We start from the raw sequence: 25,959 nt of genomic DNA on the forward strand, positions 1-25,959 counted from the left end.
TATAAGATAAGCTGGTAGTCCTTTTTGTTTTACTATATTTATTTTTAATTAAAAAGTTACATTAAGTGCTTCCAGCACATGCTCAATTTTATTGAGCATGGTTGCCTGTTCGGACCCGGCAAATAATAAGCCTACTGCATAATTGTCGTCAGTCAAAATTAATGCCCCGCTATCACCAGGCATACTCATCGGTCCGGCTAATATCTGATCAGTAAATACGCCGTATTCATAGTTATTCATGCCCACTTTGAGTGTCACATCTGTGGCTATGATTTGACTATGTGTTATACCGGTAGTTCGGCCGCTCTTTTTAATCGCCAGGCCCAGTGTGGGTTGTTTAATACCGGCTATCAAGCCAAACTCTAATATTTCCGCACTAATGTCTTCTGCATTTAGCGGAGCTGCTACCGCACAATCGACCAGATTTAACTTTTCGCTGTTACGCATAAGCTGCACCTGATAGTTAGGCCGAACGATGCGAAGACAATGATTAAGTAACACTTCAAAGGTTCGGGCAATTCTGCATTGCGGACATGATTTTTCACGGTATATAGGTACAAAATGGCGTAAATGAGCAATAATAGAGTCTGCTACTTTACCGCCGTCATAGGTTCCGGGCTGGATAATCGGATCACCGATGCTGGCGCGCTTGTCAATTCCGTTGGTAATATTCGCTAACACGTGATTATTTGATAATATCAGAGGCTCGCCGGTAATTTTATCTTTGACAACAGCGCCAAAGGTGCCTGCTGAAATTTTATAATGGCCAAGACTTATTCCCGGCTGGGCTGGACGGCAAAACCCGGTTCGCTGGTTTAATAGCCGGATTTCCCCTACTTCTATTATATCGGTAGCTACACCAGCCATTATTTTAGGTAATATGGCATTGCGCTGTAAGTCCGATTTGGGATATTTTTTTCTGACAAGGATTGTTAGTGCCTCTTTTCCTGTGTTTTCACCACGGATAAATTTGTGGCCCTGACCAACCCCCACTAGGTTATCTTGCAGATTGTGAGATTTGAAAAGCTCGCGAAATAGTACAGGTATATCTGGTTTATTCATTCCCCTGCCTCCCTGCTCTGGCTTTTCGGAAGCCAACTTAATGTATGATATGCAGGGGAAAATGAACAAGAAACTGTAATCAGCCTGATAGCATGCCTTTAATTTCCTTTATTTTTTCAAGTGTTGCCAGGTAACCGCGTTTAATAAATTCCTGGGACTGTTTAAAATCCTTATGGTTTAAATCGTAGGTCTGAGGTCTGATAATAACATCAGCATATTGTTCAGATTTTATTAGGGTAACTTCTCTGCCCATAATCTCAATACATTGCATTAGTATTTCACCTACGGAATTAATTTCATGATTTGTCTGACCATTATAGCCTAAGTCGACGCCGATAATCTTATCAGCACCCATATGATTCAAAATATCTGTAGGCAGGTTGTTTTTTACAGCTCCATCAACCAGTGTCATTCCGCGATATTTTTTCGGATAAAATACTCCTGGTATGGAAATGCTGGCTCTGACGGCTTCACACAGCAGTGCATTATGATAATATCTGGCATTAAGGATAGCTCGATTTGGGGGTAACGGTGATGTGAAAAAAACGGTATCGGCAGAATGTATGTCAACGGCAGTTACGGCAAGCGGTATTTTAGTATCGCGAACAGTTTTCTGCTGCCATAAGTTTGTAAAAAACTTTTCAATCTTTTCTCCTTTGAGCAGGCCTGTAGGCAATACTGACCAAAAACGAAATTTGCCGTGCACCAGCCATTTGAATCCATGCTTGAACAAATCAGAAGTAGTAATTTTTAAATCTACCAAATCAGGAACATTAATACTCTGAATAATGGACTGCATTTGCTGCGGTGAATAACCGCAAGCATACATGCTGGCAACGATGGCCCCGGCGCTGGTTCCGGAAATATAGTCAATCGGTATGTTATGATCATGTAAGGCTTTAAGCACACCGATATGTGAAGTGCCTCTTAGCCCGCCGCCGCTTAAAGCAACTCCTACCGTGGGACGGGAGCCTCGTGGAAGGTTATTAATAGTGATAATCATTGGCGCTCACCTCGCATATTTCCCTTCTCTATTATGTTATGAGAAAGCAGCGAGACTGTGATATGGATAAACAGTAAAAAACAGAGGCTTACATAGCCTCTGCTCTGCTGTCTAAGGTATTTTTTTCGCGAGAATTATCATACGCGGAGTTTCAGAACTGTAGGCGCGGCCGTCAAAACCTCCGTAAGTTGCTATAACGGAAAGACCGCAATAGCTGAATATATCAGCCATTTCAGGCAGTGAGTAGGCTCTTAAAACAAATTCATACTGAGTTTTGGCACCGGTAACTTGATTAATTAACTGACGCTTCATGGTAGCAATACCCTTTTCCAGCTCGACCTTATAGGAGAGTACATATTCGCCGCTTGGGTGCCGCCAATAGCGGTTTAAACTGTTGCGAAGCATCCAGTCTTTATTCAGTAAATCAATTAGAAACAGGCCTTCTGGCTGGAGTGCCTTGGCGACTAATTTGATAATATTGGCATTTTCATCATCGGTAAAGTAGCCAAAAGCTGCAAACATATTGATTACGGCGGCGAACTGTTGTTCGTAGTCGAGGTCTCGCATGTCCTTCTGTTCGAAGGCCATATTTACGTTGGCTTCTTTGGCTTTTTGTGCAGCTATATCTAAAAAATCTTTGGTAGCGTCTACTCCGGTTACCACAAAACCTTGTTTAGCCAATTCTATTGCATGGCGGCCATAGCCGCAGTATAAATCCAGGATGGATTGACCAGGATTTAAGTTTAACACATCGGTAATAAAGCGTACCTCCCGGTCTGTGCCAGCTAAGGAATATGCCTTATAATCGCCTATCACTTCACGAGTCACTCTTGACACACCACCAGTACATACTTTTCATTTGTAACCTTTCTTTGGCTGCAGTTGTGCAGCTAAGGCTGGTCACTATATAAGCAACTACGGTTTCTATCAGCACGTTTTACGGAATACAACGCGGCATCGGCGCAAGCTATGAGCTCCATTTCACTGTACGCATCATTAGGATAGCCGGCTATGCCAATACTAACCGTGAGTGCCCCACCAGGCTGGGCTTTGCCGTTTTGAAATGGATATCCGGCAATCTCTTGCCGGATTCGCTCAGCAATGATGTGAGCTTGCGTTACAATGGTTTCCGGCAGCAGCACCACAAATTCTTCCCCGCCATAACGAAATACAAAGTCAGTATCCCGGCAATGCTGACGAATAAGGTCTGCAACAGCCTTAAGAGCATCGTCACCCTGCAAATGCCCATTAAGATCATTATAGTGCTTAAAATGATCGATATCAATCATCAGCAAAGAAAGCGGGCGCTGGTAGCGGGTTGCCCTTTTAAATTCCTGATTAAAGATGTTGCGGAAGTGACGGTAATTATATACATTGGTTAAGCCGTCAGTTGAAGCCTCTACGCAAGCTTTGGTTACATGGCTTGCATGAGCGATAGTCATGGCTATCTGACTGGCTAAGGAACGCAGCAAGTTAAGGTCATACTCTTTAAGAATGTGATCTTCCGAGGCTTCAACATCAAGGACGCCAATTACCTGGTCACCAACTATCAGCGGAATAGCTATTTCGCTAAAACCGTTTGAAGTGCCGGGAATATAGCGCGGTTCGAGCTTGGTATTCGGAACATAAATAAGTTCACGGGATAATGCGGCATTACCAATGATTCCCTGCCCCACCATAATACGCACTTGATCATTATAATAGCCACGATGGGCTTTATTTACTAATTCTTGTGAGGTAGGATCAAGTAAAAATATTGCAGCATTGGCAAATCCCAGTTCGCGGGTTATACCGACTACTATTTCTTCCAGAACTTCTTTTTCATTAACGGTTTTTTGAACAATGGACGTTATCCGGTATAGCGCCGACAATTTTTTATGCGCCTGCTCTAAATCCATTAACTGAAAATCAAGATTAGCCATAGCTATACATAGATCCTGGTTCAGGGTTTCATGCTGTTCCGCAATACTGCAAAACTCTTCTTGAAATAATACATTCTCAGTGACCTTTTGAAAAAGCACTACAACCTGTTGTTCAGGGGCCGGAGCAAAACTACAGTTAAAATACTCGGCTAAATGTTTTCCGGTAATGTGTTTTAATTGAGAAATGGTAGTTTGCTGCTGGGAAAGCCGGCAAGTGTTAATGGTATGGCAAAGAAGTTTAGTGGTTTTTAAACCAAATATAAGCCGGAGCAGTTTTGCAAAGTTTTTGCCGATCAAAAATGCTAGTGAGGCTTGTGATCGTTCTGTCATGTAAATATGTGAAATAGTACCGGCAGCATCAAGTGTTACAAGTACTGACGGTTGTGCATTAACAATAGTATTTAACATGGCTGTATATATTTGACCATTCACTAGCAATCATCTCACTCATTCTAATTATTTACTAAAGTTTCGCTATTTACTGTAAAAAATCCTCCCCTGTTTTAATGGAATTATGGTAATAAAGAATAGAAGAAATAAAGAACTGCCCAGTGGAATGAAAGGACGAGGGTTCATTTCATTTTTTCAAGGCAGTTCTTTATTTATATATATAATAGTTAGCGGTGTATATATTCCATACCCCGGTGAATAGCCTGCTCATTAATCGCTAATAATTCAGGTTTTTGAGCAAACATTTTGGCAAAGGCTTTTAATACGGCATCATCGGATACTACTTTGCTGGCAGCAATAATTGCTCCGACAATCACCATGTTTGCGGTCCTGGAATTGCCAAGCTCGGCAGCTATATCATTAGCCGGCACCGGATATACTTTGATATCGGTTCTTTTGGCCGCCTGCTCAATGAGAGAGCTATTGATTATTAATATGCCGCCCGGCTGCAGCATTGGCTCAAATTTATCCAGTGAAGGTAAATTCATTGCCACTACCAAATTTGGTTCAGATACTATCGGGGCACCTATTGGTTCTTCGGAGACAATTACTGAGCAATTGGCTGTGCCGCCTCGCATTTCAGGACCATAGGAAGGAATCCAGGATACCTGTTTGTTTTCAATCATGCCGGCATAAGTCAAAATTTGCCCCATAAGCATGACACCTTGACCACCAAATCCGGCTAGTATTATTTCATGAGTCATTTTGCTGCCCCCTCTGCAGTTTTGTATACACCCAGGGGGTAATAGGAGATTAGATTTTGTTCCAGCCATTTAGCCGCTTCCACCGGGCTCATGCCCCAGTTGGTCGGACAGGTTGACAGTATTTCAACTAAAGCAAACCCTTCGCCGCGGATTTGTACCTCAAAGGCTTTTTTCATGGCTGCCTTGGCTTTTGCCATGTTACCAGGAGTATTAACGGCCACGCGGGAGATGAATTTTGCTCCATCAAGAGTAGCCAGCATTTCAGAAACTCTTATCGGATGGCCTGTAGAGTCGGCATTTCTGCCATAAGGTGAAGTATTGGTCACTTGCCCTACGAGGGTTGTTGGTGCCATTTGGCCGCCAGTCATACCGTAAATGGCGTTATTGACAAAAATGGTAGTAATTTTTTCACCTCTGGCAGCGGCGTGAACAATTTCGGCACACCCAATGGCTGCCAGATCTCCATCACCTTGATAGGTAAAGACAATGGCATCCGGATGGACGCGTTTCACCCCGGTAGCAACCGCAGGTGCACGGCCGTGAGCGGCTTCAAATGCATCAAAGTTAAAGTATTCATACGCTAATACTGAGCAGCCAACAGGAGCTACGCCAATAGCTTTATCACGTACATCCAGTTCATCCAGCACTTCAGCAACCAGCCGGTGAATAATGCCGTGATGGCAGCCCGGGCAGTAGTGAAAAGCAACGTCTTTTAGTCCTTGAGGCCTGGAAAAAATTTTTTCGGCCATTTATCTCCCCTCCTTACCGTGAAGATATTGACAATCTGCTCATAGACTGCTTTAGGACTGGGGATCATACCACCGGTACGTCCATAGAAGTATACCGGTTTAGCTCCGTTAACAGCTAAACGTACGTCTTCAATCATTTGACCAGCGCTTAATTCCAGTGTCAGGAAAGCGGTTGCCTTCTTTGCTGCTATTGCGAAGGGCTCTGCGGGGAAAGGCCATAGGGTAATTGGGCGCAGCATGCCTACTTTCAGACCTTCATTCCTGGCTTTTTCCATTGCTGAACGGGCAATGCGTGAGGTAATTCCATAGGCCACCAGTACCAGTTCGGCATCTTCTGTATATAATTCTTCATACCGTACTTCGTTGGCGCTGACTTGAGCGTATTTGTTCTGGAGATGGATGTTATGCTGCTCCAGCTTTTCAGGCTGCAGATGCAGTGAGTTAATGATATTAGGGGTGGTGCGGCCTCTTAGTCCGGTTGCTGCCCAGGGTTTAACAACAGGTTTTGCTTCACTGACATTGAAAGCAACCGGCTCCATCATTTGGCCCAGTGCACCATCACCTAACAGCATAACCGGATTACGGTATTTGTCAGCGAGATCAAACGCCAGTATTGTCATATCCACCATTTCTTGAACTGAATTAGGTGCAAGCACTATATTCCGGTAATCGCCGTGACCGCCGCCTTTCGTAGCCTGAAAGTAGTCTGACTGTGCCGGCTGGATACCGCCTAAACCGGGACCGCCACGGACAATGTTGACAATAACACAAGGAAGTTCAGCACCGGCAATATAGGAAATCCCCTCCATCTTTAAGCTTATTCCCGGACTGGATGAAGATGTCATTACCCTGGCGCCGGCGCCGGCAGCACCATATACCATATTAATGGCAGCCACTTCACTTTCTGCTTGCAGAAAAACGCCATTAATCTGCGGCATTCTTTTGGACATGTATTCAGTCAACTCGGTTTGCGGTGTTATCGGATAGCCAAAGTAATGGCGGCAACCGGCAACAATAGCGGCTTCCGCAATGGCCTCATTACCTTTCATTAATACTTTTTCTGCCACTTACAATCACTCCTCCTTGTCTTTATCTTTATGAATCTCAATGACAATATCCGGGCAGGTTTTGGCGCAGAGAGCGCACCCCACACATTTGGCTTCATCAATACAGGTGGCTGGCCGGTAACCTTTGCTGTTAAACCGGTCGGCAAGAACTATAATCTTATGGGGGCATGCTACCGTGCATAGTTCACAGCCCTTGCATCTTTCTTCGTTAAATACGGGTTTTGGCATATGGTTCCCTCCTTTTACGCAAGTTTCTCCAATGTATGTATCTTGTACACACATAAAAATTTTAAACCCCATGTCGTTTGTACAACACGGGGTAATTTTACCTGTGAATCCGTTCTATTTTATCCGATGACTAACTCGCTCTAAACTCCCAACTCTCCAAGTGGGAGTAAGAGCGACTAAGTCCCTGGATAAGGGCGACTAACCTTCAATCGGGGTTAAAACCCCACTTGAAGGTAGTCTACTTTATAATTTCAACCGTGTCGCCAGTATTGATCTTGGCTGCGTTGCCTTCATCGGTGTCAAGATGACATTCAAGCTGGAAACTATCACTTACTCTGGCTAAAACATTATCGAATATGAGACCACGTTCGCCACCACAGCGAACTTTAACAATATCTTTATCCTTTAGGCCATACTCAGCAGCATCAGCGGTAGTCATGTGAATATGACGACATGCCGCAATAGCGCCTTCAGGCAGTTTTACTTCACCTTTAGGCCCTACCAGTGTAATTCCCGGTGAACCTTTTAAGTCGCCTGAATCACGAACAGGAGGTTTGATACCAAGTTTTAGCGCATCTGTAAGGGCAATTTCAACTTGCGTTTGCTTACGCTCAGGACCAAGGATACGAACTTTTTTGAAAGTTCCTTTTTCAGTAACCAAATCGACTTGCTCTTCACAGGCAAATTGGCCGGGTTGCGACAGATCCTTTTTTACTGTCAGCTGATATCCCTCACCAAACAGGACATCAAGGTCTTCACGTGATACATGCACGTGGCGGGCTGAAATACCCACAGGAATTGGTTTAGACATAAAGAATGCACTCCTCTTTTATGAAATTATATTATACCTGCTATTCGATGATTTCGGAAAAATATACTACGGTTACAATATCACTAGTACTTAATGCTTTATCATAAATAGATCGTAAAAATACCAGTAAATCATCGATGCTGGCAATATCCGGATTTTCGCCTTGTAAATCATCTGCTGTCAATTGGGCAATCGGTTTCACTAAAACACGGTCAATCGCTGCTGTAAAGATTCTCTTTTTTTGGGAAAAGCGTTTGCCGACGGTGACCCATACAATATCGCCTTCCGAATATTTGTTGGTTTTATCGCCAAGTCTGATTGTGCATATTTTGCGGCGGCAAACCAACTGACTATGATAGTTAGACGAATAAAAATTCAATACCCTCATCCCAAAATCCTCCTACTCTCTACGGCTTTAGCCATTTAGTTATTCTGTCTACAGCTTCCTCCAAGCGGCTTTCGGGTTGAACCAGCGCTATACGCACATATCCTTCACCATAGGCGCCAAATGCGCTGCCAGGGATAACTGCCACTCCCGTATTTTTTAGCAGTGACACCGTAAAGTCAAAGGATGATTGTTTTGTGGGCACAGGGGCCCACACGTACATGGAAGCCTGCGGGCGATTTACCTGCCAGCCAAGTTCATTAAATCCATTAACAATAATATCGCGGCGTCTTTGATACCTTGCCGCTGTTTCCCCGACACAATCCTGGGACCCAGTCAGTGCAGCTATTGCGGCTTGCTGGATGGGATAAAAGATTCCATAGTCAAAATTAGATTTTAACCGCCCTAAAATCGATATTACTTTAGCATTACCAACAACATAACCAACCCTGCAGCCAGCCATATTATAGGTTTTGGATAAAGAATTAAATTCTATGGCAATATCTTTAGCGCCAGGGATGGACAGGAAGCTGTCAGGACGATACCCGTCAAATACTAAGTCGCTGTAGGCAAAATCATAGCAAACCAGAATATTATGCCGTTTGGCAAAGGCAACTACTTCTTCCAGAAAACTGCGGGGTGCGATAGCAGCCAGCGGATTGTTAGGATAATTTAAAATCATGATTTTTGCCCGCTTCAACACGGTTTCATCAATGGCTGTCAAATCAGGCAGATAATTGTTCTCAGGCGTTAGCGGCATCCGGTGGAGCTCAGCTCCGGCAACAAGCGGGCCGGAGCTGAATATCGGATAACCTGGGTCGGGTACGAGTACGACGTCGCCGGGATTAATAAGACATAAAGCGATGTGCGCCAATCCTTCCTGTGAGCCAATCAGCGAATGCACTTCAGTTGCAGGGTCCAGTTCGACGTCAAATTTGGCCTGGTACCAGTTGGCAATCGCCGTTAATAATTCAGGTACCCCTCTGGATAATGTATATCCATAATTCATGCGGCCATCAATAGAATTTTTTAATGCTTCGATAATGTGTGGTGCCGGTGCCATGTCAGGACTGCCTATACTTAAAGTAATAACATCTTTTCCCGCGGCGACTTCGGCTTTGCGCATATCGTCAATTTGCGTAAAGATTGCCGAAGTTAATGCCTTCATCCGATCGGCTTGCTCAAACATTGGTTGCCCTCCAGTAAACCGAGATAGTAATTCAATACCGTAACCTTATTAGTGTTATTATTCAAGATTATTATGACAAATCCTGTCGGCAGGCAGAAAAAAATATATTTATCTTACTTGTTAACTAATCGCATTCCTCGCCGGTCAGTCTCTGCCAGCAGACGCTCTTCGTCAATGGTAGTGAGCCTGCGATTGTCAAGCAGTATGCTACCGTCAACAATAACCGTATGAACATCGCGGGAACTGGCGGCGTAAGTCAGGAGGGACAGACTGTCGTGACGCGGGTGCCAGTGTGGTTCCTGTCTGTCGAAGATCGTTATATCGGCTTTATAAGAGGTTGCCAATTTGCCGGTTATTGTCTCTAACCCCAAAGCCGCTGCACCCTGAACGGTAGCCATATCTACTGCAGTTTTTGCCGGAATGGCCAGCGGGTCAAGCCGATGAACCTTATGCAGTAAAGCAGCCAGCCGCAACTCTTCCAGCATATCTGAATTGTTGTTGCTGGCGGCACCGTCGGTGCCCAAGCTAACACAAATTCCGGCTGCAAGCAGATCAGGAACCGGCGCAACGCCGCTGGCCAGTTTCATATTGCTGCCAGGATTATGGGCTACCCGTACTTGTTTTTCCTTCATAATAGCAATATCTTCCGGTGACAGATGCACGCAGTGCGCTGCTAAAGCACCATGGTCGAAAATGCCAAGCTCGTTCATTAAGGCAATCGGTGATTTGCCGTATTGCTTTTGGCAATCAGCTACTTCGCCGGCTGTTTCCGATAGATGGATATGAATTTGTGCTCCCAGTTTTGTGGCTAATGCTGTTACCTTTTTGATAAAATCGGGCGGACAAGTATAGGGAGCATGTGGTCCAAGCATTACGGTAATGCGGCCATTAGCCGCATTATGCCATTCTTTGTAGAAATTCTCACTTTCGGCCAGTGCCTGATTGGCAGTAGGTGCGATGCCGGCCATACCTCGTGCTAAAACAGCACGAATGCCGCTTTCAGCTACGGCTCTGGCAACCTCAGGCATAAAGAAATACATATCGGCAAAACAGGTTGTGCCGCTTTTAAGCATTTCGGCTATGGCTAACTGTGTTCCCCAATATACATCCTCGGCAGTAAGATTTTCTTCCGCCGGCCAGATTTTCTTCTGCAGCCAGTCCATGAGCATCATATCATCGGCATAACTGCGGAACAGTGTCATGGCTGCATGGGTGTGGGTGTTGACAAAACCGGGGATGATAAGTTTGTCACGGCAGTCGATAACCTGTTCTGCCGATTCATCAATCTTTCCGATCTGCGTAATTACTGAACCGCTGACAGCAATATCTGTTTGCCGTATTTGACCATCGGCGCATAGAACATCGCCGCCTTTTAGCAAGATATTTAACATGTATAGCTCCCCCCTATTATGCTCTGTCTTATGCTTTATGCAAGTAATCTTCCTGTTCAGGGGTCAGGCAGTCAATGCTGAAGCCCATGGCTTTAAGCTTGAGAGCGGCAACACGGTTATCCATTTCAGCAGTAACGGTATATACTTTTTTCTCGAGGGTGGCATGGTTGCCGGCAATGTGAAGAACGGCAAGTGTCTGCATAGCAAAAGACAAATCCATAATTTCCGTAGGATGGCCGTCACCTGCTGCCAGATTTACTAAACGGCCTTCTGCCAGAAGGTATATTTTGCGACCGTCAGCCATAGCGAATTCTTCGATATTTTTCCGTACCACTCTGCGGCTTTTAGCTAATGCGGCCAAATCTTCTTTATTGATTTCCACATCAAAGTGGCCGGCATTGGACAGAATTGCCCCCGGCTTCATGACTTCCATATGTTCGCGGCGGATAACATCTTTGCAGCCTGTCAGGGTAACGAAAATATCGCCCTGGGAGGCTGCTGCCTGCATGGGCAATACCGTGAAGCCGTCAAACACGGCTTCGATGGCCTTAATCGGATCTATTTCGGTAATAATTACATTAGCGCCCAGTCCTTTGGCCCGCATGGCCACGCCTTTGCCGCACCAGCCATAGCCGGCCACAACTACAGTTTTACCGGTAACGGTGAGATTCGTTGTCCGCATAATGCCGTCCCAGGTGGATTGGCCGGTGCCGTAACGGTTATCAAATAAATATTTACAATATGCATCATTTACCGCAATCATCGGGAATTGTAAGCGTCCTGAGTCGGCTAACGCTCTTAACCGCAGAACTCCTGTTGTTGTTTCTTCTGAGCCGCCGAGGATGTTTTTTGCCATTTCGCGGCGTTCACCGTGAAGCAGCGATACTAAATCACCACCGTCATCGACAATGATATCTGGTTTAGTATCAAGTGCCTTATGTAAAAATTCTTCATACTCTTCCGTTGTGGTATTATACCAGGCAAATACTTTAACACCTTGGGAAGCCAGGGCAGCGGCAACATCATCCTGTGTGGACAGCGGATTACTGCCAGTCACAGCTACGTTGGCACCGGCATTTTTGAGCACAAGTGCCAGATAAGCGGTTTTTGCTTCCAGGTGCATGGTGATTACCAGATTTTTGCCGGCTAACGGTTTGGTTTGAGACAGTTCCTCATTGAGAACATTGAGCACAGGCATAAATTCTTTAACCCAGTTAATCTTATCCATACCCTGAGGGGCTAAGTTAATATCACGAACCATTGATTCCATAGTAAAATCTCCTTCCTTTACTCGCATTGTTTAGACAGCTGGCTGATGGCTTGGTTATAGGGAGCCCGCAGTATGCCAAATTCGGTGATTATGGCAGTTACCAGGGGGTGTGGAGTAACATCAAACGCGGGGTTGAACACCTCTACTCCCTGTGGTGCCACACAGTTGCCGCCCAAAGAGGTAACCTCGGTTGCGCAGCGTTCTTCAATAGGAATGTCGGCACCGCTGTGTATAGTGAAATCAAAAGTAGATGTTGGTGCGGCAACGTAAAACGGAATACCATGTTCTTTCGCCAGCACAGCCACACTATATGTTCCGATTTTGTTGGCAACATCACCATTTAGGGCAATCCGGTCAGCCCCGACGATAACCGCCTGAACCATATTATTTTTCATGACCCAGCCAGCCATATTGTCAGTAATTAAGGTGACAGGAATGCCAGCCTGCATCAATTCCCACGCCGTAAGTCTGGCACCTTGCAGCAGCGGTCTGGTTTCATCGGCAAAAACCCGGGTAATGTTGCCTTGCGACCAGGCTTCATGAATAACCCCGAGCGCCGTGCCAATAGCTACTGTTGCCAGAGCGCCGGCATTGCAATGGGTCAGCACGGAAACCGGAGACGTAAACAGCTTTGCCCCATGGACGGCCATTTTTTCATTAACAGCTTTATCTTCCTGGGCAATAGCAAGGGCTTGCTGTTCCAAAGCAGCAATAGCTGCCAGGGTATCAGCCTGTTCTGGCAGTTTTTGCAGTACGGACATCATCCGGTTAATAGCCCAAAACAAATTTACTGCCGTAGGTCTGGTCTGTTGCAAGGCTTCGGCAGTGTCAGCCAGTTTTTGCCTGAACTCAGGCATAGTAAGGCCGGCAATAGCTCTGGCGCCGAGCACCAGGGCAAAAGCCGCTGCCGCCCCGATGGCCGGAGCTCCGCGTACTTCCAGACGTTTTATGGCTTCTGCCGCCCGCTGCCAGTCATAGCAATCAATATATTCAACTTTAGCAGGCAATAAGGTTTGATTTAACAAGGTAAGGCAGTTATTTGACCAAACAACAGCATGCATATGACGCATTACCCCCTATAGTTTAAAACCGCCATACTCTGCTAACGCGTGTTTGCATGCACAGTCAGTTTCCGGTTCTAAGCTTTCTATGGCTGACAGAATAAGTTTCTTTATATTCTCTGAATTAGCCGCCATGGCCTCCACAACTTCCTGATGGGTTAACGGCTGCGGTGATATACCGGCAGCGAAGTTGGTAACCATGGAAACAGTGGCATAACAAATTTCAGCTTCCCTGGCCAAAATAACTTCCGGGACGTTGGTCATACCAACAACATCACCGCCTAGTTTGGCAAACATTTTGATTTCCGCCGGTGTTTCGAAACGGGGTCCTTCGGTGCAGACATAGGTTCCCTGCTGATGCAGGGCAATTCCCAGCCGGCTGGCGATTTCAGCCAATAAGCTGCGCACTGACGGGCAGTAGGGTGTTGTTACGTCAAGATGTGCTACTCCCCGCTCGCCGCCTTCGTAAAATGTGGTTGTCCGGTTTTTGATGAAATCAAGAAACTGGTCTATGAGGACAAAATCGCCAGGTTTCATGGCCAGGTTAAGTGAGCCAACGGCTGTTGTGGCAATAATGTTTTGCACACCCACCTTTTTCATTGCCCAGATATTGGCCCGATAGTTAATTAAATGTGGCGGAATAGAATGATTACTGCCGTGGCGGGGAAGAAAAGCAACTTCTTTGCCGGCGTATTCGCCGCTTTTAAAGCGCACCACGCCATAGGGAGTAGCAATTTCCTGATCGCGGATATTATTGAGAATTTGCGGATCATACACCCCTGTTCCACCGATAATTGCAATTTTCATCATATGTCACCCTACCTTTATTTTTCTATTTCACAGATAGTAAGCAAATCTTCGATTGTATGCAGGATATAATCAGGTTTTTCGGCCAATAGGCTATCCCAAGCGATTTCAGTCCAGCGGACTGCTGCAGTCTTAACTCCTGCCTCCCGTGCACTGATTAAATCGAAAGGACTGTCGCCGAGCATCAGGCAGTCAGCCGGTGCAAGGTTTAATCTTTCGAGGGCCAATAACACCGGTTCCGGCTCAGGTTTATGCTTTTGACATTCTTCGTGACCAATAACAACAGAAAAATATTTATCCATGTCAAACAGTTTAAGTCCCCTGATAGCAGTACTTTTGGTCTTTGAAGTCACTATTGCCATAAGAATACCCGCGTTATAGAGTGCTTTGATTGTCTCCGGTACCCCGGAAAATCCAGTGGTAAGCTGGTCATGATGGGCTAAATTGAATTCACGATAGGTTTGGGTAAGTTCTTCCACTTTACCGGGGCCGTAATGTTCCAGAGCGGCTTTAAGCGGTTTGCCAAAAAAAGCATAAATTTCTTCAGGTGTCAACGGGCGCCCATAATGCAAATTAAAGGTGTGTTGAAAGGAACGGATAATCAGGTTGGAAGTATCAATAAGCGTGCCGTCGAGGTCAAATAAAACGCCTTTAAATTTCAAGTCGTATCCTCCTGGTAGGAATTATGGTAATTAGAAGTTGGGGATCTGGCCCCTGACCAGCAGGCAGAAAGTATTTTGCCAATTGCAGTCAAAGTGGTATGCGAAAGGTTGTCTCAGTATTGCCTACAGGTATGCCGCGATTTTTACTTGTACTATCACGGCCGGTATACCTAAGCTGTAAGACTCTTCCCCATACAGGCGCGTCGGTTCAGATGGAGCAAAGTCTCCACCTGAACGCGGCGATGTTTTAACTTTGCTGAAACGAGTTCACCAGAGTTAGGCATAAAGGCTCTTACAATAACATTCAAGCTTGTTAAAATAATCCCTGCTTATTCAGGTTACTGTATTTTATAAATTTACGCCAATAAAACCACCAAGTGCTCCTGCTAAGCTGCCTGCGGCAAATTTATTGCCCAGCATGAGCCAGGATACTTGGCTCTGCCCTAACTCAAGACCTATTCCTACGGAAAACAGTACATAGATAACACCTACAGCACAACCGATGAGCAGGCCTTTGCCGGCAACTTGTTTTGCTGCATACATACTGCCGGCAAAAATGCTGGTCATAGTTACCGCAACCATTATATATTCAATATAGCTATCAATAAATCTACTGTCAGACAGCAGGCTAATTAGGGAAAGGCATACGGCGCAAAAAAGCGAGATAGCAATGCTAACGGCTACTCCTTTAAAGACAGCCATCGGCATATTTGTATTGCGCGGAGTCTGGGGATAATTTTTTGCACGCCGGGACAGTTTGGCCATAGTACTCCCTCCTGAAAAATCTTTTACTGTAAATTTATGCAAATAACGGCCAAATATACCGAACTGAGCAGCAAGATTATAACTCCCATTTCTCCAAGAGCTTCATTATTCCATAGTTTGTTAAATCAAAGTGTATCGGGGTAACTGATATTTTACCGTTTTTAACGGCAGTAATATCGCTGTCCGGGTCATTTTCAGTTTCAGATACATGACCACTCATCCAGTAATACGTGCGGCCACGCGGGTCCAGACGGCGTTCAAATGTATTTTCGTAACTGCGAACCCCCAGCTTAGTTATCATTAAATCTTTAAGCTGATTTTCCGGTAATGCCGGTACATTGACATTCAGCAGTGTATTTGGCGGCAATTTTTTGTCAACCATGGTTTCAACTATTCTTCTGGCCGCTTTGGCCGCAGGGCTGAAATCACACGCCTGCCAACTGTCCAATGACATGGCAATAGCCGGCAGGCCGTGCAATGCCCCTTCAATAGCGGCACTGACAGTGCCTGAGTATAAGACATCTGTTCCTAAATTTGAGCCTTGGTTGATGCCGGAAACGATAACATCAGGGAGGTCATGTGTCAGCAGGGATTCTAAAGCAACTTTGACACAATCGGTAGGAGTACCGCCAACCCGCCAAGCGCTGATATTCTGGCTGTCAATAGGATGTTTGTCTACCCATATAGGGTGATGTACAGTAATTGCCTGGCTGGAAGCACTTTTTTCACTGTCTGGTGCGACAACAGTAATTCTGGCAATTTGCGCCAGTTCTTGCCATAGTGCTCTTATCCCGGGCGCAAGTATTCCGTCATCATTGGTTAACAGTATATGCAAGAACACAACCTCCCTATATTATAATTGTCCCATTAACTTATGGGTTTGGGGAATTACACGAACATTTTTAAGTAAAGCTAATGCTTGCGCTTGATAGGCCAGCATATTGTCAGGCGAGACGGCTTCGCAGCCGTTCACCGGTGTTACCGGCTGTAAAATTACCGGAATGGTATCATCAATGCCGGCCACCAGGTTAAAAGCCTGGTGAATCTCCTCTTTACTGCTCTGAGCGGCAATTACTATTTTGACGAAAACCTCTTTAGCTGCTGCCAGACGCAAAAATTCATGATGTTCTTGCCAGTAATGCTTGCCGGAAGTACCTGGCAATTTGATATCCATACTAACAATATCTATATACGGCAATACCACAGCCAACTGCTCAAATAAGGTGCCATTGGTTTCAAGATATAGCGGAGCATTAAGTTTTGGTGCCAATTCGGCGAGCATTTTCGCCTGACACAGTGGCTCACCGCCGGTAAGACTGATCGAATGGTGTCTTATTGTCAACAGGGAATTAATCATTTGGGCCACAGAATCAATAGCCACCGGATTGGCTATCCGGATAAAATCACGTTCTCCCGGAGTGCGCTCTACTAAAGCTTGGCCAGAAAACTGGCGGGAATCCGGTGTGTCACAATAGGTACAGGTTAAATTGCAGCCGGCAAAGCGCACAAATATTTGTCTTGTGCCAACATATAATCCTTCACCCTGGATCGAAGAAAAGATTTCAACAAGATTAAGCATAATTACCCCTGTGGACAATATTTGACAGCCGACCTCGGTGACTCCCAGACCTGAATGCAGCGAACTTTAACATTCTGTTGGAATACCGGATTTTCGGCCAGTGTGTCATATATGTATTTTGCTATATTTTCTGCAGTTGGATTAATTGTTTTAAAAACCGGCAGATCATTAAGGTAATAGTGATCCAGGCTGTCTATTACTTTATTAACTTCTGCTTTGAGGTCTTTAAAATCCATAACCATTCCCAGGTGATTAAGCTCATGGCCGGTAACGGTAACTTCCACCTTCCAGTTGTGTCCATGCAAACGGCGGCATTTACCTGGATAATCGGGCAATTGGTGGGCCGCTTCGAATTCAGCAATAATGGTTAAATCGTACATGTCAACGCCTCCTCAAAAATAGGTTTTATCAGTTATATTATTCTGGCTGTTAGGACAAAAAAAGATGAGCATCCACTCACCTTTTATTTGATCGCTTGCTTACTTAAGAGGTTTTCTTTGGAGAACTCGTTAGAATTACTTAGTATTATCTCATGGTAACTAAGACTGCGGGTATGCGGGGTATGACTCCAGCTGCGGTCATTACGGTGCAGAAACCCTAAGAAGGTAATGGGTATCCAACTATATACAAATAGTGGATAGAAAATGGAGTAAACCCAGGTTTTCCAGCTAGCCCTAATCTTAGCCAAGACAATAATGGGAAACAGATACTGACCAATAGCAATGATTCGCCATACTTCTATCGGCAGAACCATGAACAAAATATTGGTATAAAAAGGTGTAATATAATAAACATAGTTTAGCAAAACAAAGGTTGTGGACAAGAGCAGAAAATGCGGTTGAACCAAATGAATAACGCCATCCAGCAGTCGTATATCCCGCCGTTTTATCCCTTCAGTGATTAATTTGGGGATATAGCGGCTGGCAACATCAAAGTGACCTTGAGCCCAGCGTTTGCGTTGTTTCCAGGACTGCATAAAAGTGAGCGGCTTTTCATCATATACGATGGCATCATGAGCCCAAGTGGTGCGGATTCCAATTAACAGCGTTTTCATGGTAAATTCCATGTCTTCGGTAAGACAGGTTGCTCCCCAGCCAAACCGCTTTAATATATCTGTTGAAATACACATACCGGTGCCACCAAGTACACTGGACAAGCCCAAATTATATTTTGCCAAATGCCATATATGGTTTACTACCCAGAACGAAATGGCAAAAGTACCGGAAATCCAGGTGTCATTAGGATTTTTAGCATCAAGATACCCTTGAATGACTTTTTCGCCTTTACATAAACGACTATTCATTTCCAGCAGAAAATTGGTATCTACTAAATTATCAGCGTCAAAAACAACAACAGCATCATATTGCTTCGGTTGCTCGAATAACTTTTCGAACATCCATTCCATCGCATAACCTTTGCCCCGTTGTTCCGAGTTAAAGCGCTCATATACGATTGCACCAGCGTTTTTAGCAATATGTGCCGTTTTATCTTTACAGTTATCAGCCACAACATAAATATCATAAAGTTCCCGGGGATACTTCAGCACATGCAAATTTTCCACCAATTGCCCGATTACCTGCTCTTCATTATGGGCAGCAACAATTACTGCAAAGGTATGTTTTGGTGTCAGTATTTTTTCTTCATGCCGTTTAACGATTCCGAAAAATGCAATGAAAAAATAATACAAGGTGAAAAACACAATAATAAGCTGCATGGGAATCATTATGTAATCAAAAATGTAATTCATGGATTATTCTCCTTACAAAACCCTGTTCTCCATCTAATGGACCATGACGTAACAAGATTTATAACGGTTATCTGAAAATATTCATCAGTAAATCATATGCGGCAAAATCAGCTAAATGCATTTTTTCTAATTGGTATCTGGCAGACAAATCCGGCTTACTGCACAGAACGGCCGTCAAATAAGCCAAATATTGTATTTAAGATACCGAACAAGGCAAAAGCAAAAAACGGGACAAACAAAATGGCACCGAAGGTCAGGTTCAGGTATAGTATATACGCTCCCACCAGGAGGGTTATAATCACCGGAATTATGCGTATAGGCTCCCCTTCTTTACCTTTAAAATCAGGATACCTGACAGTGCTGATCATTAGATAGGCAAAAACTGCCACCATCAGAGCAAATATCCAGCCGGATGGCTTGATACCAATCAAAATAAAAGTGGCAATAACACAGCCGGCAGCCGGAATAGGTAAACCCATAAAATAGCCTTTTACTTTGCCGGTATTAACATTAAATCTGGCAAGCCTCAGAGCACCGCAAGTGGCAAATGCCGCAGCAATAAGAGCACCGCCGGAGAAGTCTTTTAGCATATAAGCATAGGCCATGATCGCAGGAGCTACACCAAAAGATACTAAATCGCATAAAGAATCAAGCTCTTTGCCAAAATCGCTGCTTACGCCAAAATATCGTGCCACCCGTCCGTCCAAGCCATCAGCCACCATCGCAGCCACAACAAAAAAAGCTGCATAGGCAAATTCACCTTGGAGCGTAAAGATGATAGCAAACATGCCTAACACAAGATTGACCGCAGTTACTATATTAGGAATAGCGTTTCTCACTTTTCCATTAACCTCCCTATTACCGTTTTTCCTCCTTTTACTCTATCCCCCTTTTTTACCAGTACTTCCACCGTTGTTGGTACAATAAGCTCTGTACAAGAACCAAACTTAATAAGCCCATACCGTTCACCCTGTTCAAGCACAGTACCCAGAGTAACCCAGGATACAATGCGCCGGGCCAGAATGCCGGCAATTTGTGTGACTAATACACGCATCTTGCCATTTTCCAGTCCAATAGCATGACGCTCATTTTCACAAGCTGCCGATTCTTTATAGGCTGGTTTAAATCTGCCGCAAGTATATTGCTGGAATTTGATTTCCCCCTGGACAGGACTGCGATTGACATGAACATCAAATACCGACAAAAAGATAGTTACCTTTAATCCTTTATCGTTAAGAAACTGATCATCATATACTTCCGTAACGCTCATAACTTTGCCATCGGCAGGCGATACAATCAAAGTATCATCAGCAGGCACCTCGCGCTTGGGGTTACGGAAAAAGAAAGTAATAAAAGCTGTCAGCACTCCGGGGAAAATAGCCCAATAACCACCCAGAGTTAAGGCAGTGATAACAGTGATCAGTCCAAGTACAATAATATAAATATAACCTTCTTTAACAACCGGATTTTGTACCACCTATCCACCTCCCTAGTAAATCATCTTGATAACATGCAAACCAAAAGCAAGTTCAGTATATCAGTATAATACACTTAGTTTACTTTGTCTAACCTTTTTTGCCCAGCATTACTTTGACGGCAAACCGCGGCAAAGCCAGCATTCTAAGCGCACGCTGCGGTTGCCGGACTAACCGGAATAACCATTCCAGGCCTGTGCGCTGCATCCATAACGGGGCGCGTTTAACAGCTCCTGCCATTACATCGAAGGTACCGCCTACTCCCATACATACAGGGACGTTAAGTTTAGCCAGATTTCGGGCCAGCCATTTTTCCTGTTTGGGTACACCCAAAGCTGCCAGTAAAATATCAGGTTTGGCCGCCGTTATCTGCTGCATAATCTCCGGCTCATCCTCTTTGCCGAAAAAACCATGTCTTGTACCGACAATTGTGAGGCCAGGATAACGTTCTAGAGCAGCTTGTCTGGCTTTGCTGATAATATCCGGGTGGCTGCCAAACATAAACACACTATAGCCTTTCTGCGCAGCCTGAGCTAATAAGTTCTGAGCCAAATCATAACCTGCCACGCGTTCAGGGATAGTATATCCCTGATGTCTTGCCGCCCATACCACGCCGGCACCGTCCGGCACCACCAGCTGGCATTGGGCAAGAATCGCCGCCAGGTCCCTGTCTTCCTGTGCCAGCATAACCATTTCGGCATTAGCGGTAGCAATTAAATGCGGCTTTCGCTTGAGAATAAACTCTTCCAGCCTGGCTACTGCTTCAGCCATTGTTACAATGTCAATTGGAACCTGCAAGACCGTTGCTTTAATACCCACTGAAAACCATTTTCTCCTTAGATTTTGTTTTAATTTTACTATCCTAACACATTGTACCATAAGTTTAAAATGACGGCAATCTCGACCAAGGCCACTTCCAGAAAGGCTGCTCTCTTTCTTTTTCCTGTGGCTGCTCAGCATCAGGATTTAACCACTCTTTCAGGCGATTTTCCCAGCGTGGCGCTATGGGCTGAGTTCCTTGGATAAAAGCACTGTACTCAGTTTCTTTGCAGCTGCTTCCCGCCAATTTTCCCGTATTTGTGCAAATGGGAATATTGACGACAACATTGGCCGGAATGGAAAATTCACTCGGCGGCGTGTCGGCTACGATCTTATAAACCATCTTTCCCCATAGTGCCGAAACTTCGGTACCGGAAATGCCTATGGGCTTACGATTGTCGTTACCTGCATAAATACCTACCAGCAGATCCGGAGTATAACCCACAAACCAAGCGGTTTCATAATTGTCGGTGGTACCTGTTTTTCCGGCGGCCGGCCGGCCAAGGTTAGCCGGTGTCGCCGTACCGTCCTGTAATACACCTTGCAGCATGTTTGTTACTATATACGCAATTTCCGGTTTCAATACCGCTTGCTGGACAATGTTATTTTCTTCAAGTATTTGGTCATTTTCATCAAGCACTTTCAGGATGGCTACCGGTTTTGACACTATACCGCCATTGGCAAAGGCGGTATAGGCTGAGGTCATCTCCCACAGATTTACGCCCTGTGTCAGGCCGCCCAACGCGGAAGATAAAACATAATCATCAGGCACAATGGTGCTAATTCCCAGAGATTTGGCTAATTCCAACGCTTTATCAATACCTATTTGATTGGCCAGTTTCACGGCCGGAACATTGACCGACCAACGCAAAGCCTTGTGCAAGGTCACCGGTCCGCGATATTTTTTGTCATAATTGACAGGCGCATAGCCATTGAAGTTGATAGGTTCATCAACAATAATCGCATTGGCAGCCAAGCCTTGATTGAGAGCAGCCGCATACAAAAAGGGTTTAAAGGCAGAACCAGGCTGCCGTACCTCGGTAAAAACCCGGTTTATCTGGCTTTCCTCATAATTACGTCCACCAACCATAGCCTTGACATATCCAGTCTTCGGGTCAAGGGCCAGGACGGCTCCCTGCAATTGTCCCAAGACGGCTTCGGCTGCCTGCTGCTGGCTGATATCTAAGGTAGTATAGACCTTGAGGCCCCCCTTATAAACCCTGTTGGCGCCATAACGGCCTACCAGTTCATTAGCAACATAATCAAGGAAATAGGATGCCTGTACTACCCTCTTTTTTTTGCCGGCAAGGGCAATTGCTTCTGCCTTAGCCTGTTCGGCTTCTTCTGTACTTATATAACCTTCTTTGACCATACCTGCCAGCACAACTGCCCGGCGCTCCATGGCGGCTTTCATGTCAATATACGGTGAGTAAATATTAGGACCGCGCGGCAGCCCTGCCAAGAGGGCGCTTTCTGCCAAAGAAAGTTCTTTGGCATGTTTGCCGAAATACATTTGGGCAGCAGCTTCGATGCCGTAGGCTCCTTCACCAAAATAAATCTGGTTTAAATATGCTTGCAGAATTTCCTGCTTGGAAAACTTATAATCAATAATTAAAGCCAAGACTGCTTCCTTCAGCTTGCGCGTTATCGTACGTTCCTGGGTGAGAAACATATTTTTTGCTAATTGCTGAGTAATTGTGCTGCCTCCTTCCACCAAACCTCCCTGGCGAATATTTACCACTACAGCGCGAAAAATACCAATCAGATCGATGCCAAAATGCTTATAAAAGCGAGTGTCTTCATTGGCGATAATGGCTTGTTGGACATATGGCGATATATTGTTAATTGTTACCACAATCCTGTTTTCTTCGAAAAGTTTTGAAATTAACTGTCCGTTTATGTCAAATACCTGAGTGGCAGATACCAGATTGAGGTTTTCGAGACTATTAGTTCCAGGCAATCCCCAAAAACCATAACCAACGTTGGTACACATCATCAACAGGATTGTACAGGCAACTACTTTTATTAGCTTAGTCGGCATTATTTACACACTCCTCGCAAGAATAGTATCCCCAGCTGTATAACTTTTACATGCAGGAATCATCAACCAGGTTAGAGAATATACGAAAATTAGACACCATACATCAAATTATTTAAGCAGGAGCAAATAATGAAAAATAAGCCGGGATTCTTTCTGATAGTTTGTGGATTAAGTGCTGTTTGTCTAATCATCTTAGCGTCATCGCCACTGGCATTACTGGCGTTTTCTAATAACGACACCGCAGCGGCAGTAGGTTTGCCTGCCCATCAGGAATCTTTCCCGGCAGAAAGCAACTATACTTTGCCCAATGATGCTGTTGACGCTTATTATCTGAATGAAAACCCGGAGTACCTGCCGGCAGGCAACAAACCGGTTTATGATGTGTTTACCGTCACAGAGCGCCAGCACCAAGGACTGGCTTTGGGACTGCCGCCGGTTACCCCGTATTATGGAACAAAAGTAGTATACCTTACTTTTGATGACGGTCCTGACTTGGAAAATACCCCGCCTATTCTTGATATTTTGAAAAAGCATAATATCAAGGCAACTTTCTTTGTTGTTGGCAGTCAGATTGAAAAGCATCCGGAAATCCTGCGTCGCATTTATCAGGAAGGCCATGCTATCGGCAATCATTCTTACAATCACGTATATCGTGAACTGTATCAATCCGCTAATTCCTATGTATCCCAATTGCGTCATACCGATGAAATTATAAAGCAAGTAACTGGTGTAAGATCGCGTATTTCCCGGGCTCCCGGTGGTTCGGCAGGCAGTTTTACCAAAGAATACTGGGAAACATTATCCCGTCTGGGCTATGTGGAAATAGGCTGGAACATAAGTTCCGGCGACGCTTCCCGGGAGAAGGCCGGCCAGATTATGCGCAACATCGCTTTTCAAATGGAAAGCAAACATTTATGGAGCCATGCCATTGTACTTATGCATGATGGACGCGGCCATAGCGAGACGGTGAAAGCGCTGCCTGCTATTATCAAGTTTTATCAGGACCGTCACTTCGAATTTCGTGTAGTTAATTTTGAGACACCGCCACCGTGGTAAATATGTAAAAATGCTTTGGACTATTGTCCAAAGCATTTTTTTCGGCTTCCCTTCCCAGCGGTCCGGCACAAGCCGTGTTTTCTTTATTAAACACTATAATTTGGTGATTCTTTAGTGATACTTATATCATGGGGATGACTTTCTTTAAGACCGGCACCGGTAATCCTGATGAACCGGGTTTTTGAGATGAGCTCTTCAATGTTGCGTACGCCACAATATCCCATACCGGCACGCAGGCCGCCAATCAGCTGGAACACAGTGTCGGCAACAGAACCTTTATAAGGAACCCGGCCTTCTATTCCTTCCGGAACCAGTTTGTCCATATTTTCCTGGAAGTAGCGGTCTTTACTGCCTTCTGCCATAGCACCTAAAGAACCCATACCACGATATACCTTATAGCTGCGTCCTTGATAAATAATGGTTTCTCCAGGACTTTCCTCCGTACCGGCCAGCAGGTTGCCGATCATTACGATCTGGGCCCCGGCTGCAATGGCTTTGGCAACATCGCCGGAATATTTGATACCGCCGTCAGCGATAATAGGAACATTATACGGGCGCGCAGCTTGGGCACAGTTATAAATTGCTGTAATCTGGGGTACACCGATACCGGCAATTACCCGGGTAGTACAAATGGAACCTGGTCCAATGCCTACCTTAATGGCATCTGCGCCGGCTTCAATCAGGTCACGGGTAGCTTCCGCTGTAGCAACATTACCGGCAATGAGGTCGACGTGAGGAAATGTATCCTTAATCTTCTTTACTGCGTTAAGTACACCTTGCGAATGACCGTGGGCGGTATCGACAACAATAACATCCACTTTGGCCGCTACAATAGCTTCAACCCGGTCCATCATGTCTGCGCCGACACCAACGGCGGCTGCCACCAGTAAACGGCCTTTGGGATCTTTGGCTGAGCTTGGATACTTTTGCGCCTTCTCAATATCTTTAATAGTAATAAGTCCTTTTAAATTCCCCTCAGCATCAAGCAGCGGCAACTTTTCTATCCGGTGCTCACGCAAGATTTCCTTGGCTTCTTCCAGGGAAGTGCCAACAGGGGCAGTGATCAGATGTTCTCTGGTCATACAATCGCCGATTCTCCGGCTTAAGTCTGTTTCGAAACGCAAATCGCGATTGGTCAGGATACCGACAAGCTTATCATGTTCAGTTACCGGTACACCGGAAATGCGGTATTTCTCCATAAGATCATGAGCATCCTGCAGGGTGTTGTTCGGAGATAAAAATATTGGGTCAACAATAATTCCATGTTCTGAACGTTTGACTTTGTCAATTTCATTAACCTGACGCGCAATTGGCATATTTTTATGTATTACCCCTATGCCACCTTCACGCGCCATGGCAATCGCCATACGTGCTTCGGTGACTGTATCCATGCCGGAGCTGATTATAGGAATATTCAGCTTGATATTTTTTGTCAGATACGTGGATACTTCTACTTCTCTAGGCAAAACTTCGGATTTTGCCGGCACAAGCAAAACATCATCAAAAGTTAAACCTTCGGGGCCAAATTTGTTGTCAAACATTAACTGACTCCTTTCATGCAACATCTCGTAATAGGTATTTCTAATTATAATAACATAAATAAACTTACCAAATCTACCACTTTGTATGTAATTCATAAAAAAAATAAGAAAAACCGCTGACCTGGTGCTGACAGCCGTCAATATTATAAAGGCGCAGGCACCTCTGTTATGCAGT

The 25,959-nt window shown here is 44.9% G+C and carries 27 protein-coding genes; 1 reads left to right on the top strand and 26 read right to left on the bottom strand.

What is annotated here, in order from left to right; translation table 11 throughout:
- Positions 1-48: 48 nt before the first annotated feature.
- The 25 genes from SPSPH_RS10490 to SPSPH_RS10610 form a co-directional block, all read right to left on the bottom strand.
- Complete coding sequence (locus SPSPH_RS10490) at positions 49-1,062, bottom strand: hypothetical protein (protein WP_075755623.1); 1,014 nt, start codon at positions 1,060-1,062, stop codon at positions 49-51.
- Positions 1,063-1,141: 79 nt separating this feature from the next.
- Complete coding sequence (locus tag SPSPH_RS10495) at positions 1,142-2,065, bottom strand: patatin-like phospholipase family protein (RefSeq protein ID WP_075755624.1); 924 nt, start codon at positions 2,063-2,065, stop codon at positions 1,142-1,144.
- Between the two features lie 111 nt (positions 2,066-2,176).
- Positions 2,177-2,893 (bottom strand): class I SAM-dependent methyltransferase, encoded by a 717-nt coding sequence (locus tag SPSPH_RS10500; RefSeq protein WP_075755625.1) that lies wholly within the window; start codon positions 2,891-2,893, stop codon positions 2,177-2,179.
- Positions 2,894-2,955: 62 nt separating this feature from the next.
- On the bottom strand, positions 2,956-4,419 hold the full coding sequence (locus SPSPH_RS10505; RefSeq protein ID WP_075755626.1) for a sensor domain-containing diguanylate cyclase: 1,464 nt from the start codon (positions 4,417-4,419) through the stop codon (positions 2,956-2,958).
- Between the two features lie 185 nt (positions 4,420-4,604).
- Positions 4,605-5,141: a 2-oxoacid:acceptor oxidoreductase family protein gene (locus SPSPH_RS10510; protein WP_075755627.1), complete on the bottom strand. Its 537-nt coding sequence runs from the start codon at positions 5,139-5,141 to the stop codon at positions 4,605-4,607.
- A complete protein-coding gene (locus SPSPH_RS10515) occupies positions 5,138-5,890 on the bottom strand; it encodes a thiamine pyrophosphate-dependent enzyme (RefSeq protein WP_075755628.1) in 753 nt (250 codons plus the stop codon). Before SPSPH_RS10515 ends, SPSPH_RS10510 begins: the two co-directional genes overlap by 4 nt.
- Positions 5,854-6,957 carry a 3-methyl-2-oxobutanoate dehydrogenase subunit VorB gene (locus SPSPH_RS10520; protein WP_075755629.1) on the bottom strand — a complete coding sequence of 368 codons (1,104 nt, stop codon included), beginning with the start codon at positions 6,955-6,957 and terminating at the stop codon, positions 5,854-5,856. The genes SPSPH_RS10515 and SPSPH_RS10520 overlap by 37 nt, the downstream gene beginning before the upstream one ends.
- A gap of 6 nt (positions 6,958-6,963) precedes the next feature.
- Positions 6,964-7,185: a 4Fe-4S dicluster domain-containing protein gene (locus SPSPH_RS10525; RefSeq protein WP_075755630.1), complete on the bottom strand. Its 222-nt coding sequence runs from the start codon at positions 7,183-7,185 to the stop codon at positions 6,964-6,966.
- Positions 7,186-7,423: 238 nt separating this feature from the next.
- The gene (gene pduL / locus SPSPH_RS10530) at positions 7,424-7,996 is read right to left on the bottom strand and encodes a phosphate propanoyltransferase (RefSeq protein WP_075755631.1); all 573 of its coding nucleotides are present in this window, start codon (positions 7,994-7,996) and stop codon (positions 7,424-7,426) included.
- Between the two features lie 40 nt (positions 7,997-8,036).
- On the bottom strand, positions 8,037-8,384 hold the full coding sequence (locus SPSPH_RS10535; RefSeq protein ID WP_075755632.1) for an ASCH domain-containing protein: 348 nt from the start codon (positions 8,382-8,384) through the stop codon (positions 8,037-8,039).
- 19 nt (positions 8,385-8,403) lie between these two features.
- A complete protein-coding gene (locus SPSPH_RS10540; protein ID WP_075755633.1) occupies positions 8,404-9,570 on the bottom strand; it encodes an LL-diaminopimelate aminotransferase in 1,167 nt (388 codons plus the stop codon).
- Between the two features lie 113 nt (positions 9,571-9,683).
- Positions 9,684-10,961, bottom strand: coding sequence for an amidohydrolase (locus SPSPH_RS10545; protein WP_075755634.1), 1,278 nt, complete (start codon positions 10,959-10,961; stop codon positions 9,684-9,686).
- 28 nt (positions 10,962-10,989) lie between these two features.
- Complete coding sequence (locus SPSPH_RS10550; RefSeq protein WP_075755635.1) at positions 10,990-12,231, bottom strand: adenosylhomocysteinase; 1,242 nt, start codon at positions 12,229-12,231, stop codon at positions 10,990-10,992.
- Positions 12,232-12,248: 17 nt separating this feature from the next.
- Positions 12,249-13,292, bottom strand: coding sequence for an S-methyl-5-thioribose-1-phosphate isomerase (gene mtnA, locus SPSPH_RS10555; protein ID WP_075755636.1), 1,044 nt, complete (start codon positions 13,290-13,292; stop codon positions 12,249-12,251).
- A gap of 15 nt (positions 13,293-13,307) precedes the next feature.
- A complete protein-coding gene (mtnP, locus tag SPSPH_RS10560; protein WP_075755637.1) occupies positions 13,308-14,102 on the bottom strand; it encodes an S-methyl-5'-thioadenosine phosphorylase in 795 nt (264 codons plus the stop codon).
- A 14-nt stretch (positions 14,103-14,116) separates the two neighbouring features.
- The gene (gene ppaX, locus SPSPH_RS10565; protein ID WP_075755638.1) at positions 14,117-14,761 is read right to left on the bottom strand and encodes a pyrophosphatase PpaX; all 645 of its coding nucleotides are present in this window, start codon (positions 14,759-14,761) and stop codon (positions 14,117-14,119) included.
- Between the two features lie 348 nt (positions 14,762-15,109).
- Positions 15,110-15,526 (bottom strand): TIGR04086 family membrane protein, encoded by a 417-nt coding sequence (locus SPSPH_RS10570; protein ID WP_083945473.1) that lies wholly within the window; start codon positions 15,524-15,526, stop codon positions 15,110-15,112.
- A 76-nt stretch (positions 15,527-15,602) separates the two neighbouring features.
- The gene (surE, locus tag SPSPH_RS10575; protein ID WP_075755639.1) at positions 15,603-16,361 is read right to left on the bottom strand and encodes a 5'/3'-nucleotidase SurE; all 759 of its coding nucleotides are present in this window, start codon (positions 16,359-16,361) and stop codon (positions 15,603-15,605) included.
- An 18-nt stretch (positions 16,362-16,379) separates the two neighbouring features.
- Positions 16,380-17,105, bottom strand: coding sequence for a 7-carboxy-7-deazaguanine synthase QueE (locus SPSPH_RS10580; protein WP_075755640.1), 726 nt, complete (start codon positions 17,103-17,105; stop codon positions 16,380-16,382).
- 2 nt (positions 17,106-17,107) lie between these two features.
- Complete coding sequence (gene queD / locus SPSPH_RS10585; RefSeq protein ID WP_075755641.1) at positions 17,108-17,485, bottom strand: 6-carboxytetrahydropterin synthase QueD; 378 nt, start codon at positions 17,483-17,485, stop codon at positions 17,108-17,110.
- 83 nt (positions 17,486-17,568) lie between these two features.
- Positions 17,569-18,852: a glycosyltransferase family 2 protein gene (locus SPSPH_RS10590; RefSeq protein WP_075755642.1), complete on the bottom strand. Its 1,284-nt coding sequence runs from the start codon at positions 18,850-18,852 to the stop codon at positions 17,569-17,571.
- Between the two features lie 155 nt (positions 18,853-19,007).
- On the bottom strand, positions 19,008-19,691 hold the full coding sequence (gene pssA, locus SPSPH_RS10595) for a CDP-diacylglycerol--serine O-phosphatidyltransferase (RefSeq protein WP_075755643.1): 684 nt from the start codon (positions 19,689-19,691) through the stop codon (positions 19,008-19,010).
- The gene (locus SPSPH_RS10600; RefSeq protein WP_075755644.1) at positions 19,688-20,329 is read right to left on the bottom strand and encodes a phosphatidylserine decarboxylase family protein; all 642 of its coding nucleotides are present in this window, start codon (positions 20,327-20,329) and stop codon (positions 19,688-19,690) included. Before SPSPH_RS10600 ends, pssA begins: the two co-directional genes overlap by 4 nt.
- Before the next feature lie 88 nt (positions 20,330-20,417).
- Positions 20,418-21,098, bottom strand: a complete 681-nt coding sequence (locus SPSPH_RS10605; protein ID WP_075756057.1) for a WecB/TagA/CpsF family glycosyltransferase — start codon at positions 21,096-21,098, stop codon at positions 20,418-20,420.
- Between the two features lie 112 nt (positions 21,099-21,210).
- Positions 21,211-23,187: a transglycosylase domain-containing protein gene (locus SPSPH_RS10610; RefSeq protein WP_075755645.1), complete on the bottom strand. Its 1,977-nt coding sequence runs from the start codon at positions 23,185-23,187 to the stop codon at positions 21,211-21,213.
- A gap of 129 nt (positions 23,188-23,316) precedes the next feature.
- Here SPSPH_RS10610 and SPSPH_RS10615 point away from each other — a divergent pair, with 129 nt between their 5' ends.
- A complete protein-coding gene (locus SPSPH_RS10615) occupies positions 23,317-24,243 on the top strand; it encodes a polysaccharide deacetylase family protein (protein WP_075755646.1) in 927 nt (308 codons plus the stop codon).
- Between the two features lie 86 nt (positions 24,244-24,329).
- Here SPSPH_RS10615 and guaB read toward each other — a convergent pair whose 3' ends face one another.
- A complete protein-coding gene (gene guaB, locus SPSPH_RS10620; protein ID WP_075756058.1) occupies positions 24,330-25,784 on the bottom strand; it encodes an IMP dehydrogenase in 1,455 nt (484 codons plus the stop codon).
- Between the last annotated feature and the right edge of the window lie 175 nt (positions 25,785-25,959).

The organism is Sporomusa sphaeroides DSM 2875, from assembly GCF_001941975.2.
Classification (GTDB): domain Bacteria; phylum Bacillota; class Negativicutes; order Sporomusales; family Sporomusaceae; genus Sporomusa; species Sporomusa sphaeroides.

What these genes read in the sequence shown, in the direction of transcription:
- SPSPH_RS10490 (WP_075755623.1), bottom strand. Translation starts at nt 1,062, where the DNA reads ATGAATAAACCAGATATACCTGTACTATTTCGCGAGCTTTTCAAATCT.
- SPSPH_RS10495 (WP_075755624.1), bottom strand. Translation starts at nt 2,065, where the DNA reads ATGATTATCACTATTAATAACCTTCCACGAGGCTCCCGTCCCACGGTA.
- SPSPH_RS10510 (WP_075755627.1), bottom strand. Translation starts at nt 5,141, where the DNA reads ATGACTCATGAAATAATACTAGCCGGATTTGGTGGTCAAGGTGTCATG.
- SPSPH_RS10515 (WP_075755628.1), bottom strand. Translation starts at nt 5,890, where the DNA reads ATGGCCGAAAAAATTTTTTCCAGGCCTCAAGGACTAAAAGACGTTGCT.
- SPSPH_RS10525 (WP_075755630.1), bottom strand. Translation starts at nt 7,185, where the DNA reads ATGCCAAAACCCGTATTTAACGAAGAAAGATGCAAGGGCTGTGAACTA.
- pduL (WP_075755631.1), bottom strand. Translation starts at nt 7,996, where the DNA reads ATGTCTAAACCAATTCCTGTGGGTATTTCAGCCCGCCACGTGCATGTA.
- SPSPH_RS10535 (WP_075755632.1), bottom strand. Translation starts at nt 8,384, where the DNA reads ATGAGGGTATTGAATTTTTATTCGTCTAACTATCATAGTCAGTTGGTT.
- SPSPH_RS10540 (WP_075755633.1), bottom strand. Translation starts at nt 9,570, where the DNA reads ATGTTTGAGCAAGCCGATCGGATGAAGGCATTAACTTCGGCAATCTTT.
- SPSPH_RS10545 (WP_075755634.1), bottom strand. Translation starts at nt 10,961, where the DNA reads ATGTTAAATATCTTGCTAAAAGGCGGCGATGTTCTATGCGCCGATGGT.
- SPSPH_RS10550 (WP_075755635.1), bottom strand. Translation starts at nt 12,231, where the DNA reads ATGGAATCAATGGTTCGTGATATTAACTTAGCCCCTCAGGGTATGGAT.
- mtnA (WP_075755636.1), bottom strand. Translation starts at nt 13,292, where the DNA reads ATGCATGCTGTTGTTTGGTCAAATAACTGCCTTACCTTGTTAAATCAA.
- mtnP (WP_075755637.1), bottom strand. Translation starts at nt 14,102, where the DNA reads ATGATGAAAATTGCAATTATCGGTGGAACAGGGGTGTATGATCCGCAA.
- SPSPH_RS10570 (WP_083945473.1), bottom strand. Translation starts at nt 15,526, where the DNA reads ATGGCCAAACTGTCCCGGCGTGCAAAAAATTATCCCCAGACTCCGCGC.
- SPSPH_RS10580 (WP_075755640.1), bottom strand. Translation starts at nt 17,105, where the DNA reads ATGCTTAATCTTGTTGAAATCTTTTCTTCGATCCAGGGTGAAGGATTA.
- queD (WP_075755641.1), bottom strand. Translation starts at nt 17,485, where the DNA reads ATGTACGATTTAACCATTATTGCTGAATTCGAAGCGGCCCACCAATTG.
- SPSPH_RS10590 (WP_075755642.1), bottom strand. Translation starts at nt 18,852, where the DNA reads ATGAATTACATTTTTGATTACATAATGATTCCCATGCAGCTTATTATT.
- SPSPH_RS10605 (WP_075756057.1), bottom strand. Translation starts at nt 21,098, where the DNA reads ATGGCTGAAGCAGTAGCCAGGCTGGAAGAGTTTATTCTCAAGCGAAAG.
- SPSPH_RS10610 (WP_075755645.1), bottom strand. Translation starts at nt 23,187, where the DNA reads ATGCCGACTAAGCTAATAAAAGTAGTTGCCTGTACAATCCTGTTGATG.
- SPSPH_RS10615 (WP_075755646.1), top strand. Translation starts at nt 23,317, where the DNA reads ATGAAAAATAAGCCGGGATTCTTTCTGATAGTTTGTGGATTAAGTGCT.
- guaB (WP_075756058.1), bottom strand. Translation starts at nt 25,784, where the DNA reads ATGTTTGACAACAAATTTGGCCCCGAAGGTTTAACTTTTGATGATGTT.